This window comes from Rhodococcus sp. UNC363MFTsu5.1, from assembly GCF_000686785.1.
GTDB lineage: Bacteria > Actinomycetota > Actinomycetes > Mycobacteriales > Mycobacteriaceae > Rhodococcus_G > Rhodococcus_G maanshanensis.
This window is the reverse complement of record NZ_KK366016.1, coordinates 145,049-163,388: the sequence shown is the minus strand read 5'-3', so window position 1 is coordinate 163,388 and position 18,340 is coordinate 145,049. Positions and strand designations below refer to the sequence as shown.

The following is an 18,340-nucleotide window of genomic DNA, read 5'->3' as shown; positions in this document are numbered from 1 at the left end:
TGGAACCGTGGTCCGTGGGGCGTCGCACCCCGCACCGACCGAGAGGAGCAGCAATGCCCACCCGTTCGAGCTACAAGCAGGGAACCCCGAGCTGGGTCGACCTGTCCACCACCGACCCCGAGGCCGCGAAGGTGTTCTACGCCGGGCTCTTCGGCTGGGAGTTCGAGGACATGCCGACAGCCGAGGGCGGCATCTACTCGATGGCGAAGCTGCGCGGCGAGTACGTCGCCGCGGCCTCCGCGATGCCGCCCGATGTGCCCGAGGACCTGCCGCCGGTGTGGAACACCTACCTTGCGGTCGACGATGTCGACGCGGCCACCGCACGGGTGACCTCCGCGGGCGGCCGGGTGTTGGCCGGCCCCTTCGACATCGACCCGTCGGGCCGGATGGCGTTCGTCGTCGACCCGGTCGGCGCCGCGGTCGGCCTGTGGCAGGCAGGCACCCACATCGGCGCGGGACTGGTCAACGAGGCGGGCACGCTGATCTGGAACGAGCTGATCACCGCCGCACCCGACGAGGCGCTCCCGTTCTACGAGGCCGTGCTCGGCCTCACCGGGACGACCACGGACATGGCGGGCGGCCAGTACACGGTGCTCCAGGTCGGTGAGGATCAGGTCGGCGGCTGCGCCCGGCCCCGGGTGCCGGGCATCCCCGCCCACTGGCACGTGTACTTCGCCACCGAGAACGCCGACGACACCGTCGCGGCGATCAGGGCGTCCGGCGGCAAGGTCCTGGCCGAGCCGTTCGACGTGCCCGAGGTCGGCCGGATGGCCGTGGTCTCGGACCCACAGGGGGCGGTCTTCAGCGTGATCCAGCCACCGGCCGGACAGTGAGAACCCGAGGAGCCTGACATGGCGCTGGGATGGCTGGAACTGCAACGCCGCTCCCACGTCGAGTTCGGGACCCGCATCGAGGCGGTCACCGACTGGTCCGCCCCGACCCCCGACACCGACTGGGACACCGAGCAATTGGTGCGGCACGTGATCACCGAGCAGCAGTGGGTGCCGCCGCTGGTCGGTGGGCTCACCGTCGCGAAGGCGCAGGCGCACGTGCACCCGCTCGGCGACGACCTCGTCGCGGAGTGGCGGCGTTACTCGGGGCTGGCGACCGCGGCGTGGGCCGTGGCTCCGCCCGCCACCGAGGTGCACCTCTCGTACGGCACCGTGCCCCTCGAGCGGTACCTGCGCGAGCAGGTGTTCGACGTGACCGTGCACAGCTGGGACCTGGCCAGGGCGGCAGGCCTCGACGAGGGCATCGACCCCGAGCTGGTCGCCGCGGTCTGGGAAGAGGCCGAGGCACAGCGCGAGATGCTGAGTGCCAGTGGGCTGTTCGCACCTCACGTCGCGGTGCCGGACGACGCGCCGCTGCAGGTGCGCCTGCTGGCCCTGACGGGACGCGATGCCCGTTCCGTGCCAACACCGGACCGACCGGAGGATGATGATGAGCGTGCCCACTGACCCGAACGCCCCCGACATCAAGCCCCGCAGCCGCGACGTCACCGACGGCCTCGAGAAGACGGCCGCGCGCGGCATGCTGCGGGCGGTCGGCATGGGCGACGCCGACTGGGGCAAGTCGCAGATCGGGGTGGCGTCCTCGTGGAACGAGATCACTCCATGCAACCTCTCGCTCGACCGGCTAGCCAAGGCATGCAAGGACGGCGTGTTCGCGGGCGGCGGCTATCCCCTCGAGTTCGGCACCATCTCGGTCTCGGACGGCATCTCGATGGGCCACGAGGGCATGCACTTCTCGCTGGTCTCCCGCGAGGTCATCGCCGACAGCGTCGAGACGGTGATGCAGGCCGAGCGGCTCGACGGCTCGGTCCTGCTCGCGGGCTGCGACAAGTCGCTGCCCGGGATGCTGATGGCCGCCGCGCGGCTCGACCTGGCCAGCGTCTTCCTCTACGCAGGCACGATCCTGCCCGGCATCGCGAAGCTGTCCGACGGCAGCGAGCGCGAGGTGACGATCATCGACGCGTTCGAGGCGGTCGGCGCGTGCTCGCGCGGGCTGATGAGCCGCGAGGACGTGGACGCCATCGAGCGGGCCATCTGTCCCGGCGAAGGCGCCTGCGGCGGGATGTACACGGCCAACACGATGGCCAGCGCGGCCGAGGCGATGGGCATGTCGCTGCCCGGCAGCGCGGCACCGCCCGCCACCGACCGGCGGCGAGACGGCTACGCCCGGCGCAGCGGCGAGGCCGTGGTCGAACTGCTCCGACGCGGGATCACCACCTCGGACATCATCACGAAGGAGTCGCTGGAGAACGCTATCGCGGTGGTGATGGCCTTCGGCGGGTCCACCAACGCGGTCCTGCACCTGCTCGCGATCGCACACGAGGCGAGCGTCGACCTGAGCCTGGACGATTTCGCCCGCGTCGGCGCCCGCGTCCCGCACCTGGCCGACGTGAAACCCTTTGGCAAGCACGTGATGACGGACATCGATCGCATCGGCGGCGTGCCGGTGATGATGAAGGCCCTGCTCGACGCGGGTCTGCTGAACGGCGACTGCCTGACCGTCACCGGGCGCACGGTGGCGGAGAACCTCGCCGAGATCGCCCCGCCCGACCCCGACGGCAAGGTGGTTCGGGCGATGAGCGCACCGATCCACCCGACCGGCGGCATCACGATCCTGCGCGGGTCGCTGGCGCCCGGTGGCGCGGTGGTCAAGTCGGCCGGCTTCGAGTCCGACGTGTTCACCGGCACGGCAAGGGTTTTCGATCGTGAACGGGCCGCACTCGATGCGCTCGAGGATGGCACCATCACCTCGGGCGACGCCGTCGTGATCAGGTACGAGGGACCCAAGGGCGGGCCCGGCATGCGGGAGATGCTCGCGATCACCGCGGCCATCAAGGGCGCGGGCCTCGGCAAGGACGTCCTGCTGCTCACCGACGGCCGCTTCTCCGGCGGCACCACCGGGCTGTGCGTCGGGCACGTGGCGCCCGAGGCCGTCGACGGTGGCCCGATCGCGTTCGTGCGCGACGGCGACCAGATCCGGCTCGACGTGGCGTCGGGCAGGCTGGACGTGATGGTCGAGGAGGCCGAGCTGACGCGGCGGGCGGAGGGCTGGTCGGCGCTGCCGCCTCGCTACACCAGGGGCGTGCTGGCCAAGTACTCGAAGCTGGTCGGCTCGGCGTCGCGCGGAGCCGTGTGTGGCTGAGGACACCGCGAACGGCCGCCCCACCCCGCCCGAATTCGCACTGATCCAGGCCGAGGTGGAGCGGAACCTGCTCGGCGGCGACGTCAAGTACACGCGCGCGCAGGCGACCGCGGCGGCAGGCGTGCCCCTCGAACGCGCACAACGGCTGTGGGTGGCGATGGGTTTCGCGGTGGACTCGAACCCGGACACGCCGATGTTCACCGATGTGGACGTCGACGCCCTGCGCACCATCACCTCGCTGGTCGACATGGGAATCATCGACGCCGAGCTCGAGGTGCCGGTCACCCGCGCGCTTGGTCAGTCCTTCGCGCGGCTGGCGGAGTGGCAGCTCGGGCTGCTCAACAGCCACATCCTCGACCGGGTGAAGCAGGCGGGCGGATCCGATCAGGCCGACGTCCTCGCCGTCGCGGCACAGGCGACCCTGGTCGCCGAACAGATGCTGCCTGCGCTGGAGAAGCTGCAGTCGTACGTGTGGCGCAGGCACCTCGCCTCCAACGCCGCACGGTTCCTCGACAGCGCGGGCGACGGCACCGACAGCCGCACCCTGGTGATCGGATTCGCGGACATGGTCGGCTACACCAGCCTGACCCGGCGCATCGACATCGATGAACTGACCCGCCTGCTCGAGGACTTCGAGTCGACCGCGATGACGGTGATCAACCAGGGGCGCGGTTGGGTGATCAAGAACCTCGGTGACGAGGTGATGTTCGCGGTCGAGGACCCCGCCGACGCCGCGCGGATCGCGCTCGCGCTGCAGGATGCCGCCCTCGCCACCGTTGACCTGCCCGCCCTCCGGGTCGGCCTGGCCATGGGCCCAGTCCTGCTGCGGTTCGGTGATGTGTACGGGTCCGTGGTGAACATCGCTGCGCGCCTGACCAGTTCGGCCCGGCCCGGGGCCGTGCTGGTCGACGCCACGCTCGCCGCGGCGCTGGAGGGCGAGGACGATCTCGAGCTCAGGTCGCTGCGGTCGCTGCGTGTGCGTGGGTTCAGCCGTCTCAAGGCGTACGCGCTGCGGCGGGCACACGACGCCTGAGCCGGACCGTCGCCGAGCGTCAAATCTGCATTCACCGGCCCGTCACCTCGGACCTGCACACTGCGGCCCATGCCAGCAGTACGTCCCCCGGCCGCACCCCTGCGCGGCCGGTACATCTGTCTCGAACCCCTTTCTCCCGCAGACCTTCCCGAGCTCTGTACGGCGATCGCGGACCCCCGGGTGTTCGCGGGCGGTTTCGGCGGCGGCAGCGCGGGCTACCGGCCCGACCGGGACGACTTCCTGGCCTGGGCGAGGGAGTACCTGCAGTTCGACCGCTGCAACGTCTACGGGGTCCGGGTCCGCGGTGGCGCGCACGACGGCGCCCTCGTCGGCACCACGTCCCTCGGCGACTTCGACGAGGCCACCGAATCCGCGCACATCGGCTGGACCGCCTACGACCCCCGGGTCTGGGGCAGCGCGGTCAATCCCGAGGCGAAGCTCCTGCTGTTCGGGCTCGCCTTCGAGAGCGGCTTCGGCCGCGTCAAGATCCAGGCGGACGCCGCGAACGTCCGCTCGCGCTCGGCCATCGAGCGGCTCGGCGCCGTGCTCGAGGGCGTGCTCAGGCGGGACAAGCGGAGAGCGGACGGCGCGTGGCGCGACACCGCGATCTACTCGGTGCTCCGCGCGGAATGGCCGGCCGTGCGGTCCGGGCTGCACGCGCGGCTCGACGCGCTCGGAGGCGAACCCATCGGATACCGGGCCGTCGACCAGGCACTCAGCGCCTGACCGGGCGAGCGGGGGACTGCCGCGTTCGCCCTACCCGCGCAGTCGCTCCCCCTCCGCCTCCAGCAGCTCCTCGTAGGCCGCCGCCAGCTCCCGCAGCGCGCCTGCGCAATCCCCGGTGTACGCGGGCCCGTGCATGAGCCCGAGGGTCCGGGGCGCGAGGTCGGCCAGGCCCCGGATGGTCGGGCCGAGGGCGGGGGTCAGCGCCGTCGCGTGCCCCAACTCCTCCCCCGCCAGCGCGGGACCGACGATCTCGCTGTCGGTGACGGCGGGGTGCCTGCCGAACGCGGTGAACAGGTCGCCGCACAGCAGCGTCGACGTCGTCTCCTCGTACACCAGGCAGGCGTCCCAGCCGTGCGGCACGTGCGGGGTGTCGATGTGACGCACGCGCCGAGCGCCCACCTCGATCACCTCGCCGTCCTGCAGCGGTCGGGGCCGCCGGTCCGCCAGATCGTCGACCTGGACAAAACAACTCAGCGCGCCGTGCGCGACCTCCGCGTTGGGCGCGGCCGCCAGCCACGAGTTCATCGACCCGCACTCGTCGGCCTCGACGTGGCCGAACGTGATCCACCGCAGCCGCTCGAGTGGGAGCACCCGGCCGACCGCCGCGGAGGTGAACGAGAACAGCGCGCGCTGGCCCATGTGGAACAGCAGGGGTTCGTCACCGTCGATCAGGTACTGGTTCATGACCAGGTTGGCGTCGCTGACGTAGGTCGAGAATCGGTAGACATCCGGTGCGATCTCGGTCGTCTCTGTGTCCATGTCCGGCTCCGCTCGCGTCACGGCCCCCCGATTCAGCCTGCGCGTCGGCGATGGCGAGCACAAGGCCCGCCGCGGCTACCGGAACGCCGACGCGCCCGTCAGCGCCTGCCCGATCACCAGTTGGTGCATCTCGGAGGTGCCCTCGTAGGTGAGCACCGACTCCAGGTTGTTGGCGTGCCGCAGCACCGGGTACTCGAGGGTGATGCCGTTGGCACCGAGGATGGTCCGGCATTCGCGGGCGATGGCGATGGCCTCACGGACGCTGTTGAGCTTGCCGAGGCTCACCTGCTCCGCACGCAACTCGTGGCGATCCTTGAGCCGCCCGAGGTGCAGCGCCAGCAGCTGCCCCTTGCCGAGCTCGAGCGCCATGTCGGCCAGCTTCGCCTGGGTCAGCTGGAACGCGGCCAGCGGCTTGTCGAAGACCTCGCGGCTGCCCGCGTAGTCGATCGCGGTCTCCAGGCAGTCGCGGGCGGCGCCGAGCGCACCGAAGACGATGCCGAACCGGGCCTCGCCGAGGCAGCTGAGCGGTCCCGACAGCCCGTGCGCCTCCGGCAGCATCGCCGATTCGGGGAGCCGCACGTCCTCGAGCACGAGCTCCGCGGTGACCGAGGCCCGCAGGGACAGCTTGTGTTTGATCTCGGGCGCCGAAAAGCCGGGGCTGTCGGCGGGGACCAGGAATCCGCGGATGCCGTCGTCGGTGCGCGCCCACACCACGGCGACGTCGGCGACCGATCCGTTCGTGATCCACATCTTGGTGCCGCTGAGCACCCAGTCACCGCGGTCCCGCTTGGCGGAGGTGCGCATCCCCGCGGGGTTGGAGCCGAAGTCGGGTTCGGTCAGCCCGAAGCAGCCGAGAGCCTCCCCCGCGGCCATCCGCGGCAACCACTGCTGCTTCTGCTCCTCCGAACCGAAGCGGTGGATGGCGAACATCGCCAGCGACCCCTGCACGGACACCAGGCTCCTGACGCCCGAGTCGACGGCCTCGAGCTCCAGGCAGGCCAGCCCGTAGGCCGTCGCGCTCGTGCCTGCACAGCCGTAGCCCTCGAGGTGCATGCCGAGCAGCCCCATCCCGCCCAGCTCCGCCGCGAGCTCGCGGGCGGGCAGCGTGCACTGCTCGAACCATCCCGCGACGTGCGGCCGGATCCGCTCCGCGGCGAACCTACGGACGGTGTCCCGGATCGCCAGCTCCTCCTCGTCGAGCAGCGAGTCGAGCGAGAACAACTGGGAGACGCTCTGGGGCACGGACATCGGATACCTCCGCTGCGGTCAGGCGCCCATCGGCGCCGGTTCGATCAGACGCCGTCGGCACCGAGCGCAGCAAGCGTGCTCTGCGCCTCGGCGAGCTGCCTGCTCAGTTCCTCGACCCGCTTGGCGGCGGCATCGCGGGCCGCGGTGAGCACCGATGCCACCGCCTGTTCGGCGGCGGGGTCACCGAGCTCGCGCACCGCGCGCTCCACCGCATCGGCCGACACGGGGGCCGCGCGGCCGGGGCGCCGCTCGCCGTGGGTCACGGTCACCGTCCACTCGTTGCCCGCCTCGGCGTGCAGGGTGACGCTCACGCTCGTCGGATCCTTCGGCCGGCGTGCACGTTTCGCGGGCGCGGCCGCCGGCCCGTCCTGGTGAGCTGATTCCGGCCTCGGCGCGAGCGTCATCGATGCGGGGGTCTTCGGTGCGGTCACGGGCGCCTTCGCTCGGGTCGGGGTTGGTGCGGGTGCCGCGGGCTGCGCGGTCTTCGTCGGGGCTGCGGCCCTCACGGGGGCCGTTGTCGCCGGTGCAGCCTTCGCCGGTATGACCTTTGCCGGTGCAGCCTTGGCGGGAGCAGCCTTGGCGCCCTTCGCCTTTGCCGCAGCCGCAGGGATCCGGGTCAGCCGGAGCTCATCGGCCTCGAACGGCAACTCGTCGTTGACGCCCTTCGGCCGCAGCATCAGCGTGGTGCCCTGCACGGAGAGCACGCGCGCGGAACAGCCCGCGGCCAGGTTCAGGCTCGGTGTGGGTTCGATCAGATAGACGGTGGCGCGCTTCCCCGCGGCGAGTGCCTCGGTCAGCTCGATCAGATTCTGTGCGGTGAGGCCGTCGCCGCTTCGCTTACGTGGTGGCATTCCGGATTAGATCGGGCGATAGCCTGCGCCAACGCCACCCTGGGCGTTGATGTCGGCCATGATCACATCGATATTGGTGCCGAGTTCCGGTCCGATGCATGCGAATCCCACGTAGGCGTTGACCATGCCGACCAGGGTAGTGCCCCGCACAACCGGGCTTCCGGAGTCACCCTCGATAACGCACATCTGGGTCCACGTCTCGTGGGTCTGGACCAGGTCACCCCACGTGACGCCGCAGGTGTTGCCGGTGCGCAGACCCTCCTTGCACACGATGTCCGGGAAGTTGGCCGGCGCGCCGATGCCGGTGATGGTGACGCCGCCGACCCGGTTGACCGGGGTCACCTTGGCCGGGTTGAACTCGATCACCGCGTAGTCCCACTGGGTGCTCTTGCTGACCATGTGGCCGACGATGCCGGCTTCCTCGTTGTGCGAGGACGCGATTGCCATGCCCGGCTCGCCGCAGTGTCCTGCCGTGATACCGACCAGTCGACCCGCTCCGTCGTGCCCGATGGTGGTCAGCGTGCACAGGGCCTCACCTCCGACGATGATCCCGGATCCACCTCCGAGCACCGCTGGACCGGCGGCCGCCGCTGGACCGACTCCGACGAGGGCGAGCATGGCCGCCGCCATGGCGAATAGCACTGCGAGTCTTTTCAACATCGTCTGTCCCCTCCGGACGTCTGTCGTCGTCATGTCTCGGCCCCATCTCACCATTGATGATCGACTGGTTTTGTCGGCTGGGCCTCACGATCGAGCCGTGGGGTGCCTTCGATCATAGATCCGCGACTGCGTCGGCACCCAGCCTTTAGAGGGGGGAGGATTGTCCCGCCGATGCGCGGGCCGCGAGGAAGTCGTCGACGATCCGCGCACAGGCGTCGGGACCGAGCGGCCGGAGCGTCGCGAGTTTGGTGAACACCAACGGCCCGAGGAGCTGCGCCAGGGCCAGCTCGTAGTCGGTGTCCCCGAGCAGCGCCCTGGCCTCCGCGGTCGCGAAGATCCGGTCGAACGGCGTCCGGTACTGCTCGGCGATCTGGCTCCGCAACGACCGCAGCTCCGGGCGATCGGCACCGTCCGCCCCCTCCTTGGCGGCACGTTCGTCGAGGCCGGGCCCCATCCCCAGCCAGCACAGCGCGGTCAGCTGCATCGGTGCGGCCTCGATCAGCCGCGCCTGGTCCGTGAGCAGAGCGATGAGCTGCCCCCGCAGGTCACCGCCCTCCGGCACCGTTGCGGCAGGCGGGATCAGCCGACCGAACGCGGCCGCGACCAGTTCGGTTCCGCTGTCGAAATGCCGGTACAGCGTCGCGCGGGCCACCCTGGCCGCCCTGGTCACCGCGTCGATGGTGACGGCCTCGGTGCCGCCCTTGGCCAACAGCGCGGTGGCCGCATCGAGCAGTCGCGCACGCGAGCGGACCTTGCGGGGGTCCTCACGGGAATCGGTTTCGGCCGCCTCGGCGGGCTCGTCACCCATGCCACCTCCAATGACTGCGGGGTTGTGGAACCGTCGGTCTTCAAACGATACTGACAGTCTTGTTTTCTCCACCGGAGGCGCTGATGAACCGTCCGACCGAGTCCACCAGGACCAAGATGTCCGCACGAGAAGTATGGACGCTCACCGTGGTGTGCTCGGCCGTGGCGATGGTCATCGCGGCGGCGGCCGGACTGAACTCGGCACTGCCTGCCCTCGCGCTCGACACGGGCGCCACCCAGAGCGAACTGACCTGGATCGTCGACGGCTACACCCTGACGCTGGCCGCGCTGCTGCTGCCGGCCGGGGCACTCGGCGACCGGTACGGCCGTCGCGGGGTGCTGCTGGTCGGGCTGCTGATCTTCGCGGCGGCCTCCGCGCTGCCGATCTGGCTCGACTCCCCGCAGTGGCTGATCGGCTCACGGGCGATCGCGGGGATCGGCGCGGCACTGGTGATGCCCGCGACCCTGTCCCTGCTGACCGCGAGCTTCCCGCCCGAGCAGCGGTCCCGCGGCGTCGCGATCTGGGCGGGCGTCGCGGCGTCCGGCGGCATCGCGGGTCTGTTGGTGTCCGGCCTGCTGCTCGAGAGATGGCAGTGGCAGTCGATCTTCGTCGGGTTCGCCGCGGCCGCGGTCGCCCTGTTCGCGATCGCCTGGACGGTGCCCTCCTCGCGAGAAGAGGACTCGCCGCCGTTCGACCTGCTCGGCGCGGTGCTCGCCGTCACGGCCGTCGGACTCGTCGTGCTCGGCCTGCTCGAGGGTCCGGCCCGCGGCTGGCTCGATCCCGTCGTGCTGCTCGCGGTGGTCGGCGGACTGCTCGCGGCTGTCGCGTTCGCGATCGTCGAGATGCGACGCGCGCATCCACTGCTCGACGTCCGACTGTTCGGCGTGCGCGGGTTCGGCGCTGGTGCGGCCTCACTGACCCTGCAGTTCCTCGCCTCGTTCGGATTGTTCTTCCTGGTCATCCAGTACATGCAGCTCGTGCTCGGCTACAGCCCGCTGCAGGCCGGAATCGCCCTGGCGCCCATGGTCGTTCCGATGGTCGCGGTCTCCGCGATCACGCCGTGGCTGATCCCGAGGGTCGGCCAGCGCGCGCTGGCACTGTGCGGACTCGCGCTGGCCGGGGTGGGCCTGATCCTGCTCGGTGGGCTGGACATCGACGGCGGGTACGGCCAGGCGGTGGTGTCGTTGCTGATGTTCAGCGCCGGCCTCGGTCTGTGCTCGGCGCCCGCCACCACCTCGATCATGGAGAACACGCCGGATGACAAGCAGGGCGTCGCCTCCGCGGTCAACGACACCGCGCGCGAGGTCGGCGCGGCGATCGGTATCGCGGTGGCGGGCAGCCTGCTCGCCGCCACCTACAGCCGCGAGATCGCGCCCGCGGTCGCCGCGGTGCCGGAGGTCGCCAAGGATCCGGTCGGGGCGTCACTCGCGTCGGCGCTCGAGGTCGCCAAACGTGCAGGCCCGCAAGGCGAGCAGCTCGCCGATTTCGCTCGCGACGCCTTCATGGCCGGGATGTCGCACTCGTCGTATGTCCTGGCCGCGGTGATGCTGGTGTCGGCGGTGCTCGTCGGCGTCTGGGCACCGGGACGCGGGCGGACCGCCGGAACCGACGCCGAGGCGGCACCGACGGAGCTGGTCGCGGCCGCCGAACCCGAGTGATCGGCGGCCCCGGGGGTGAGCGTGGTCCGTGGGTGCCGCGTTCCCTGGCGGGTGGGCGTCAGGCGCCGGTGACGGTGAGCACCAGCAGCGCGAGGTTCAGTGCGACGATGACGGCCGTCGCCGCCCACGCCGCGACGGTGGTACCGCGCCGGTTGAGGTGCTCGCCCATCAGCCCGCGCTCGGAGGTCATCCGCACCAACGGCACGAGCGCGAACGGGATGCAGAAGCTCAGCACCACCTGACTGATCACCAGTGACAGCGTCGGATCGGCGCCCATCGCGAGCACGACCAGCGCCGGGATCAGCACCAGGATCCGGCGCAGCAGCATCGGGATCCGGAAGTGCAGCAGGCCCGACATGATCTCGGCCCCCGCGGCGCAGCCGACCGAGGTGGACGCGAGTCCCGAGGCGAGCAGGCCGATCGCGAAGATCACCGCGACCGCGGGGCCGAGGGCGCTGGAGATGGCCGCATGCGCGCCCGCGATGGTGTCAGTGCCCTCGATCCCGCGCAGCGCGGACGCGGCCAGCAACAGCATCGCGATGTTGACCGAGCCTGCGACGATCAGCGCGCCCACGACGTCGACCTTGGTGGCCTTGAGCAACCGGGGCAGCCTGCCCGGCTCGATGTCGCGGCCGTGCCGGTCGCGCGCGAGCGCCGAGTGCAGGTAGATCGCGTGCGGCATCACGGTGGCGCCGAGCATGCTCGCCGCCAGCAGCACGGTCTCGGTGCCCTCGAAGCGCGGCACCAGGCCTGCCAGCGCCTCGCCGCCCGAGACGTCGGTGAACGCCAGCCCGCTGACGAAGCCGAGCGTGATGATCGCGAGCATGCTCATCACGACGAACTCGAAGGTCCGCTGGCCGCGGCTCTGGGTGGCGAGGATCGCCATCGACACGACGCCGGTGATGAGGCCGCCGAGCGGCAGCGGCACCCCGAACAGCAGGTTGAGGGCGATCGCGCCGCCGATCACCTCGGCGAGGTCGGTGGCGACCGCGGCCAGTTCGGCCTGGACCCAGAAGGCCTTGCGCTGAGCGGGGCGGAGTCGATCGCCGAGCAGCTCCGGGAGTGAGCGCCCGGTGACCAGGCCCAGCTTCGCGGAGAGGTACTGCACCAGCACGGCCATCGCGTTGGCCAGCACCAGCACCCACACCAGCAGATAGCCGTACTTGGCGCCCGCCGTCAGGTTCGAGGCGACGTTGCCCGGGTCGACGTACGCGATCGCGGCGACGAATGCGGGCCCGGCCAGCGCGATGAGGCGGCCCTTGGCCGAGCCGGTACGCCTCGGCGCTCGCTCCGGCGTCGCGGCGCCGAGCTCCTCCACTGACAACGCCGTCCCCCTGTCGATTCGTGCATCCACCACTCTAGTTCGATAGACCATATCAGGAAGTTTGGTAAGCCAAACTCTCGATGCGCTGGACGACCGTCCGGTGACAGTTGTCACACCATGGGGGTAGATGTACAGGCGCAGTACCTGTTACTCGGTGTCACACAAATGGAGGACTGCTCATGACAACCGCGATGCCGCTGCAGCGCCCCGCGATCTCCGACCGCGAAGAAACGGCGAAGCGGTTGCTGGCGTCCTCCGCCCGCAAGTCCTACGACCCGATGATCGAGGTCGACTGGGAGGCCCCGGTACCGGACGACAAGTACGGCCTCACCCCCGAATGGAGCACCCTCTACGGCACCGCGCTGTGGGAGGAGATGACCCTCGAGCAGAAGGTCGAGCTCACCAAGCACGAGGCGGCCAGCGTCTCCAGCGTCGGCCTGTGGTTCGAGATCCTGCTCATGCAGATGCTGCTGCGCGACGTCTACGGCCGCGACAAGCACTCCCGCCACGTGCAGTTCGCCCTCACCGAGGTCGCCGACGAGTGCCGCCACTCGGTGATGTTCGCCCGGGCGGGCGAGCGCTTCGGCATGCCCAGCTACGGCCCGCACCCCGTCATCCACAGGCTCGGCCGGATCTGGGGCGGCTTCTTCAAGGGCGCCAACGCGTACGCCAGCGTGATGGCCGCCGAGGAGATCCTCGACATGATGCAGCGCGACTTCATGAAGGACGAGCGCGTGCAGCCCGTCACCCGCACGGTGAGCAAGATCCACGTCCTCGAGGAGGCCCGGCACATCCGCTTCGCCCGCGAGGAGGTCGGCCGCCGCCTGCAGGGCGCGAGCTGGACCCGACTGCAGATCGAGCGGCTCAACACCGCCGTCGTCGTCTACTTCGTGATGAAGTCGATGATCCGCAAGGACGTCTACGCGAACGCCGGCCTCGAGCCCGAGCGCGCCATCGCCGAGGCCAAGGCCAACCCGCACTACAAGGACAAGGTCCGCACGTCGGGCACCAAGCTCATGCAGTTCCTCGACAGCGCCGGCCTCGTCGGCGGTCCGTCCAAGCGCCTCTACAAGCGGGTCAACCTGCTCTGATCGCGCGGTCGGTCCGAGCGCGACCGGCGATCCGTCCCGCAGCCCCAGCTCCCGCACCTAGGAACGACTCTCATGGCATACGTGATCACCCAGGCGTGCTGCAACGACGCCTCCTGCGTTGCGACCTGTCCGGTGAACTGCATTCACCCGACGCCGGACGAGGCGCAGTTCCGGACCACCGAGATGCTGTACATCGAGCCGGACACGTGCATCGACTGCGGGGCCTGCGTGGACGCCTGCCCGGTCGCCGCGATCTTCCCCTCGGACCAGCTGTCCGAGGCGGACGCGCGATACGCGGAGATCAACGCGAACTACTACGAGAAGTACCCGCTGCAGGAGGGCTGGAATCCCCTCCGACCGACCGAGGCCAAGCGCTTCGATCTCGGCACCCTGCGCGTCGCCATCGTCGGCGCGGGGCCTGCCGCGTCGTATGCCGCCGAGCAGCTCCTCGTGCACTCGGACGTCGAGGTCGAGGTGTTCGAGAAGCTGCCGACCCCGTGGGGGCTGATCCGCGCTGGGGTCGCGCCCGACCATCCCGGCACCAAGGTCATCACCGACGCGTTCGAGTGGACGGCGGCCAAGGACGGCTTCCAGTTCCACCTCAACGTCGAGGTGGGCAAGCACCTGAGCCACGACGAGCTGATGGCCAACCACCACGCGGTGATCTACGCGGTTGGCGCCTCCAGCGACCGCAGACTCGACATCCCGGGCGAGGACCTGCCCGGCAGCCACGCCGCCACCGAGTTCGTGGCCTGGTACAACGGCCACCCGGACTACGCCGATCGTGACTTCGACCTGTCGGGCGAGCGCGCGGTGATCGTCGGCAACGGCAACGTCGCGATCGACGTGGCCCGCGTGCTCACCATGGACGTCGCCGAGCTCGCCGAGACCGATATCGCCGATCACGCGCTGGAGGCCCTGCGACACAGCAACATCCGCGAGGTGGTGCTGCTCGGGCGCCGCGGGCCCGCCCAGGCCGCGTATTCCACCCCCGAATTCCTCGCCCTCGGTGAGCTCGAGAATGTCGACGTCGTGATCGACCCGGCCGAGCTCGAGCTCGACGAGCTCAGCGCCCGTCTGCTCGAGAGCGGCGAGTACGAGCCGTCCACCGAGTTCAAGGTGCAGCTCGCCCGCGAATTCGCCGAACGCACGAGCACTCCCGGCCACAAACGGATCGTCTTCCGCTACCTGGCCTCGCCGACGGCCCTGCTCGGCACCGACCGCGTCGAGGCCGTCACCGTGGCGCGCAACGAGCTGGTCGCAGGCGCCGACGGCGCGCCGAGCGCCCGGCCGACCGCGGACTCCGAGACGCTGGAGGCATCCCTGGTGCTGCGCTCGATCGGCTACCGCGGGCGGCCGCTCGCGGGCGTCCCGTTCGACGAGCGTCGCGGCACCATCCCGAACGACGCCGGCCGGGTGCTCGAGTCCGCCGCGGGCGCGCCCGTCGACGGCGTCTACGTCACCGGCTGGATCAAGCGTGGACCGTCGGGCGTGATCGGGACCAACAAGGCCTGCGCCAAGGAAACCGTCCGGGGGCTGCTCGAGGACTTCCAGTCCGGCAGCCTGAGCCGACCGGTCGGCAGCCGCAAGGACCTGACCAAGCTGGTCGCGCAGCGCCAGCCCGCCCGGATCGACTACCGCGGCTGGCAGGCGATCGATGCAGCCGAGCGCGCCAGGGGCGCCGCCTCAGGGCGCCCGCGCGTCAAGATCACCGACGTCGACGAGATGCTCGGCGTAGCAAAGGCGCGACGCGCCCGTGCGTGGTTGCCGAGTCCACGGACTCGCTAGCCGCGCACGGGCTCCCGGCCGCCGAGCCCGACCCGCCGCACCAGCTGCGCGGTCACCGGGGTCAGCACGATCGCGACCGCCGCCGCGATCGACGCCCCGAACACCAGGCCCGCCGCCACGTCGTGCGGGTAGTGCACGCCACTGACCACGCGCAGCATCGCGACCACGACCGCGGTCGCCGCGGCGAGCACGCAGAGCCACACCCGGCGCGCCGCATAGCTGGCGAGCACCACCGCGGTCGCCAGCGCGGCGGCGATGCCGGAGTGGTTGCTGGGGAAGGACCAGTCGCCGAGCGGCGGACACTCCGCGAGGGCGTGTACACCGGGGACGGCGGTGCACGGCCGTTCCTCGGTCACCACCGATTTGACCGCCAGCGTCGCCAGTGCCGAGGCGGCGGCGCCCGCCCCGCCCGCGAGCCCGACCGCAAGGGAGTGCGTGTCGCCGCGGCCCCACCACAGCGCCGCCGCGAGCATCGCCGCGAGCGCGAGCAGCAGGACCTCCGCCGCCAGCTCGGTGAGGGTGCCCATCTCGCTCGGCCACGTGCTGGTGACGGCGTCCACCTGCCGGTACAGCGACGTCGAGGCGCCGAAGACCGGATTGGTGGCGACCTCGGACGGGCCGAACACCGCAAGGATCCCGGCGGCGAGGAGCAGGGCGGCAACGGCGAGCGGCCAGTGCCGCGGCGGGGAGGGGAGGCGTTCACGCATCCGCGGGAATTTACCCAGGGAAACTGGCAGGAAACTGAGAGTGACGACTTCGCCCCGTGAGTCCTTCCGGCCCCGAGGGGGACCAGAAGGACTCACGGGCGCCGGAGGCGACTATCCCCAGCGGGATTGGCCGCCGTCGAGCGGGATGGTGGCGCCGGTGAGGTAGCGGGCGTCCTCGCCGACCAGGAACACCACCGCCCTGCCGATGTCCGCCTCCGGCTCGCCGACGCGGCCGAGCGGGATGCCGGCGACGAACTCGGCGGCTTCCTCCGGGTTCTTGTCCATCCACCACTCCAGCGCGGGCGTGAGCGCGTGCGGGGCGACGTTGTTCACGCGGATCCCGTCGGCGCCCCACTCGCCTGCGGCGGCCCGGGTGAGCACCCGCATGCCCTCCTTGATGGCGCCGTACACGCCGTAGTTGCTGGCGTCCCAGCGGACTGCCGCCGAGGTCACCAGGTTGATGACGGAGCCACCGCCGCGCGCCTTCATGTGCGGGTGGCAGGCCTGCATCAACCGGAGCGTCGCGAGGGGTCCGGAGGCGAAGGCGCGCTGGAAGTCGTCGTCCTTGACCTTGAGTAGCGGGCCGGGCCTGCTGTCGTTGGCGTTGTTCACCAGGATGTCGATGCCGCCCAGTTCGGTGACGGTCTTGTCCACCGCCGCCGTGATGTCGTCGCCGTCGGAGACGTCACAGCGCACCGGGATCGCGGTTCCACCGAGCTCGCGGATGGCCGCGACCGTGGTGTCGAGCTTGGATTCGGTCCGGCCGGCCACCGCGATCGCGACGCCCTCCTTGGCGAGGGCGAACGCGATGCCCTGACCGATTCCCTGACCCGCGCCGGTGATCAGCGCGACCTTTCCCTCGAGAGTCCCCATGTGCCAGTGCTCCGATCTGTGAGAGTGCTTGTGGCTCAGCCGAGCTCGGGATGGGTGGCAATGTAGCGCGCCGGGTACTCGCCGCCGCCGTGAACGGCGATATCGGCCCCGTTCACGTACGAGGACAGTGACCCACCGAGGAACAGGCAGGCGCCCGCGATGTCCGCAGGCACCGCCATCCGGCCGATCGGCAGCGTGCGGGTGACCGCCGCTCCCCCGTCCGCTCCGTACACCGACGCGGCGGCCTCGGTGCGGATCAGCCCGGTGGTGATGTGGTTGACCCGGACCTTCGGTGCCCACTCGAGCGCCAGCGCCCTCGTCAACACCAGCAGCCCACCCTTGGCCGCCGAGTACGCGGCGGTGCCGGGCTGCGGATCGTGTGCGGAGACCGAGCCGATGTTGACGATCGACCCACCCTCCTCCTGCGCCTGCATCAGCCGGTTCGCGGCCTGCGCAACATAGAAGGGCGCCAACAGGTTCAACGCGACGATCTTCTCGACAAATCGGGGCGAGACCTCGGCCGCGTCGGCATCGGGCGAGCCGCCCGCGTTGTTGATCAGCACGTCGAGCCCGCCCATCGCGGCATGTGCGCTCTCGACCATGGCGCGCACCGCGTCGGCGTCACGGACGTCCACCGGCAGGAACGCCGCCCGGCGACCGTCGGCCTCGGGCACCGTCTCGGGTTCGCTTCGCGCGCAAACGGTGACTTGCGCGCCCGCCGCGAGGAACGTCTCCGCGGTGACGCGACCGATCCCCTTCGTGCCCCCGGTGATCAGGACCGACTTGCCTGTGAAGTCGGCGGGGTTGGCGACGGCCATCGCGGTCAGCCCGCGAACCGGGCGCGCGCGCCCGCGATGGCCACGGTGTCCGCGCCGACCTCGAACTCGACCGCGTCGCCGTCGCGCCAGCCGCGCACGGGCAGGATCTGGCCGGGGAACACCGGCGCGGAGAACCGTCCCGACAACTCCACCAGGTCGGCGGGGTGCGCGCCGAGCGCGCGTGCCAGCGGCAGCGTGCTCGCGGCGAGGGTGCACAGGCCCTGCAGGATCGGCCGCGGCTGGCCGATGCGCTCGGCGGCGGCCGGGTCGATGTGGATGTGGTGGAGATCGCCGGTCAACCGGTAGAGCGCGGCCTGGGTCTCGAAGGTCGCCAGCTCCGCCGACAGGTTCGGCTCACCCTCCGGCGCGGGGGGCTTGGACGGACCCCGCTCACCGCCGAATCCGCCCGCACCCGGCGCGAACAGCGACCAGGTCGCCACGAAGTACTCGCACTCGACCTTGACCTCGAACACGGCCGCGGCGCCCTTGTCCCAGACCTCGCCGACGGAGGCGGTCAGGGTCAGCTCGCCGCTGCGCGGCAGGGGCTTGAGCACCGTCAGTTCCTGCGACCCGTGCAGCGCGGTCTTGGTGTCGAAGGCGCCCCGCGAGCCCAGCTCGTCGGGGGCCCACTGGGCCAGGGTCAGCGCGAAGGTCGGCAGCACGCGCAGCCGGTCCTCGAACACCAGGTCCAGCTCGGTGGCCTCGGCCCCGACCGCGAGCGCGTACACGATCGCGTCGCGTTCGGTGTAGGTCACCGTGCGGGTGCCGAGGTCCACGCCGCGCCAGGCGCCGGCCGGCTTCTGCTCCACTGCCGTCATTCTTCGGTCCTTCCAGATGTTTCAG

The 18,340-nt window shown here is 70.8% G+C and carries 18 protein-coding genes; 8 read left to right on the top strand and 10 right to left on the bottom strand.

The features are described 5' to 3' along the window. The first annotated feature begins 53 nt into the window (after window positions 1-53). The 5 genes from BR31_RS0126920 to BR31_RS0126900 all read left to right on the top strand — a co-directional run bounded on the left by BR31_RS0126920 (window position 54) and on the right by BR31_RS0126900 (window position 4,912). On the top strand, window positions 54-833 hold the full coding sequence (locus tag BR31_RS0126920; RefSeq protein ID WP_027503659.1) for a VOC family protein: 780 nt from the start codon (window positions 54-56) through the stop codon (window positions 831-833). A gap of 18 nt (window positions 834-851) precedes the next feature. Further along, a complete protein-coding gene (locus tag BR31_RS30375; RefSeq protein WP_051637774.1) occupies window positions 852-1,457 on the top strand; it encodes a TIGR03086 family metal-binding protein in 606 nt (201 codons plus the stop codon). Continuing rightward, the gene (gene ilvD, locus BR31_RS0126910) at window positions 1,438-3,153 is read left to right on the top strand and encodes a dihydroxy-acid dehydratase (protein WP_027503658.1); all 1,716 of its coding nucleotides are present in this window, start codon (window positions 1,438-1,440) and stop codon (window positions 3,151-3,153) included. Before BR31_RS30375 ends, ilvD begins: the two co-directional genes overlap by 20 nt. After that, complete coding sequence (locus tag BR31_RS0126905) at window positions 3,146-4,186, top strand: adenylate/guanylate cyclase domain-containing protein (protein ID WP_051637773.1); 1,041 nt, start codon at window positions 3,146-3,148, stop codon at window positions 4,184-4,186. The genes ilvD and BR31_RS0126905 overlap by 8 nt, the downstream gene beginning before the upstream one ends. 69 nt (window positions 4,187-4,255) lie before the next feature. Continuing rightward, window positions 4,256-4,912, top strand: a complete 657-nt coding sequence (locus tag BR31_RS0126900; protein WP_027503656.1) for a GNAT family N-acetyltransferase — start codon at window positions 4,256-4,258, stop codon at window positions 4,910-4,912. Window positions 4,913-4,942: 30 nt separating this feature from the next. Here BR31_RS0126900 and BR31_RS0126895 read toward each other — a convergent pair whose 3' ends face one another. The 5 genes from BR31_RS0126895 to BR31_RS0126875 form a co-directional block, all read right to left on the bottom strand. Beyond that, on the bottom strand, window positions 4,943-5,671 hold the full coding sequence (locus BR31_RS0126895; protein ID WP_027503655.1) for an MBL fold metallo-hydrolase: 729 nt from the start codon (window positions 5,669-5,671) through the stop codon (window positions 4,943-4,945). Window positions 5,672-5,746: 75 nt separating this feature from the next. Continuing rightward, window positions 5,747-6,919: an acyl-CoA dehydrogenase family protein gene (locus BR31_RS0126890; RefSeq protein ID WP_027503654.1), complete on the bottom strand. Its 1,173-nt coding sequence runs from the start codon at window positions 6,917-6,919 to the stop codon at window positions 5,747-5,749. Between the two features lie 44 nt (window positions 6,920-6,963). Beyond that, window positions 6,964-7,770 carry a hypothetical protein gene (locus BR31_RS0126885; RefSeq protein WP_027503653.1) on the bottom strand — a complete coding sequence of 269 codons (807 nt, stop codon included), beginning with the start codon at window positions 7,768-7,770 and terminating at the stop codon, window positions 6,964-6,966. A gap of 6 nt (window positions 7,771-7,776) precedes the next feature. Continuing rightward, window positions 7,777-8,430, bottom strand: a complete 654-nt coding sequence (locus BR31_RS0126880) for a chymotrypsin family serine protease (RefSeq protein ID WP_027503652.1) — start codon at window positions 8,428-8,430, stop codon at window positions 7,777-7,779. A 145-nt stretch (window positions 8,431-8,575) separates the two neighbouring features. After that, window positions 8,576-9,238 (bottom strand): TetR/AcrR family transcriptional regulator, encoded by a 663-nt coding sequence (locus tag BR31_RS0126875; RefSeq protein ID WP_027503651.1) that lies wholly within the window; start codon window positions 9,236-9,238, stop codon window positions 8,576-8,578. Window positions 9,239-9,321: 83 nt separating this feature from the next. On the opposite strand from BR31_RS0126875, the gene BR31_RS0126870 reads away from it, so the two are divergent. After that, window positions 9,322-10,896 (top strand): MFS transporter, encoded by a 1,575-nt coding sequence (locus BR31_RS0126870; protein ID WP_027503650.1) that lies wholly within the window; start codon window positions 9,322-9,324, stop codon window positions 10,894-10,896. Between the two features lie 58 nt (window positions 10,897-10,954). Here BR31_RS0126870 and BR31_RS0126865 read toward each other — a convergent pair whose 3' ends face one another. Next, window positions 10,955-12,220: an Nramp family divalent metal transporter gene (locus BR31_RS0126865; RefSeq protein ID WP_027503649.1), complete on the bottom strand. Its 1,266-nt coding sequence runs from the start codon at window positions 12,218-12,220 to the stop codon at window positions 10,955-10,957. Window positions 12,221-12,399: 179 nt separating this feature from the next. Here BR31_RS0126865 and BR31_RS0126860 point away from each other — a divergent pair, with 179 nt between their 5' ends. Together BR31_RS0126860 and BR31_RS0126855 are read left to right on the top strand one after the other, a co-directional pair. Beyond that, entirely contained in the window at window positions 12,400-13,311 is a 912-nt protein-coding gene (locus BR31_RS0126860; RefSeq protein ID WP_027503648.1) for an AurF N-oxygenase family protein, read from the top strand. A 72-nt stretch (window positions 13,312-13,383) separates the two neighbouring features. Continuing rightward, entirely contained in the window at window positions 13,384-15,099 is a 1,716-nt protein-coding gene (locus BR31_RS0126855; protein ID WP_027503647.1) for an FAD-dependent oxidoreductase, read from the top strand. Here the strand turns inward: BR31_RS0126855 and BR31_RS30370 are convergent. From BR31_RS30370 to BR31_RS0126835, 4 genes are all read right to left on the bottom strand, one after another. Then, a complete protein-coding gene (locus tag BR31_RS30370) occupies window positions 15,096-15,806 on the bottom strand; it encodes a phosphatase PAP2 family protein (protein WP_051637772.1) in 711 nt (236 codons plus the stop codon). The genes BR31_RS0126855 and BR31_RS30370 overlap by 4 nt on opposite strands. Window positions 15,807-15,917: 111 nt before the next feature. Further along, window positions 15,918-16,679 (bottom strand): SDR family NAD(P)-dependent oxidoreductase, encoded by a 762-nt coding sequence (locus BR31_RS0126845; RefSeq protein ID WP_027503646.1) that lies wholly within the window; start codon window positions 16,677-16,679, stop codon window positions 15,918-15,920. Window positions 16,680-16,714: 35 nt separating this feature from the next. After that, on the bottom strand, window positions 16,715-17,497 hold the full coding sequence (locus BR31_RS0126840; RefSeq protein WP_027503645.1) for an SDR family oxidoreductase: 783 nt from the start codon (window positions 17,495-17,497) through the stop codon (window positions 16,715-16,717). A gap of 5 nt (window positions 17,498-17,502) precedes the next feature. Continuing rightward, the gene (locus BR31_RS0126835; protein WP_027503644.1) at window positions 17,503-18,315 is read right to left on the bottom strand and encodes a MaoC/PaaZ C-terminal domain-containing protein; all 813 of its coding nucleotides are present in this window, start codon (window positions 18,313-18,315) and stop codon (window positions 17,503-17,505) included. Window positions 18,316-18,340: the final 25 nt, after the last annotated feature.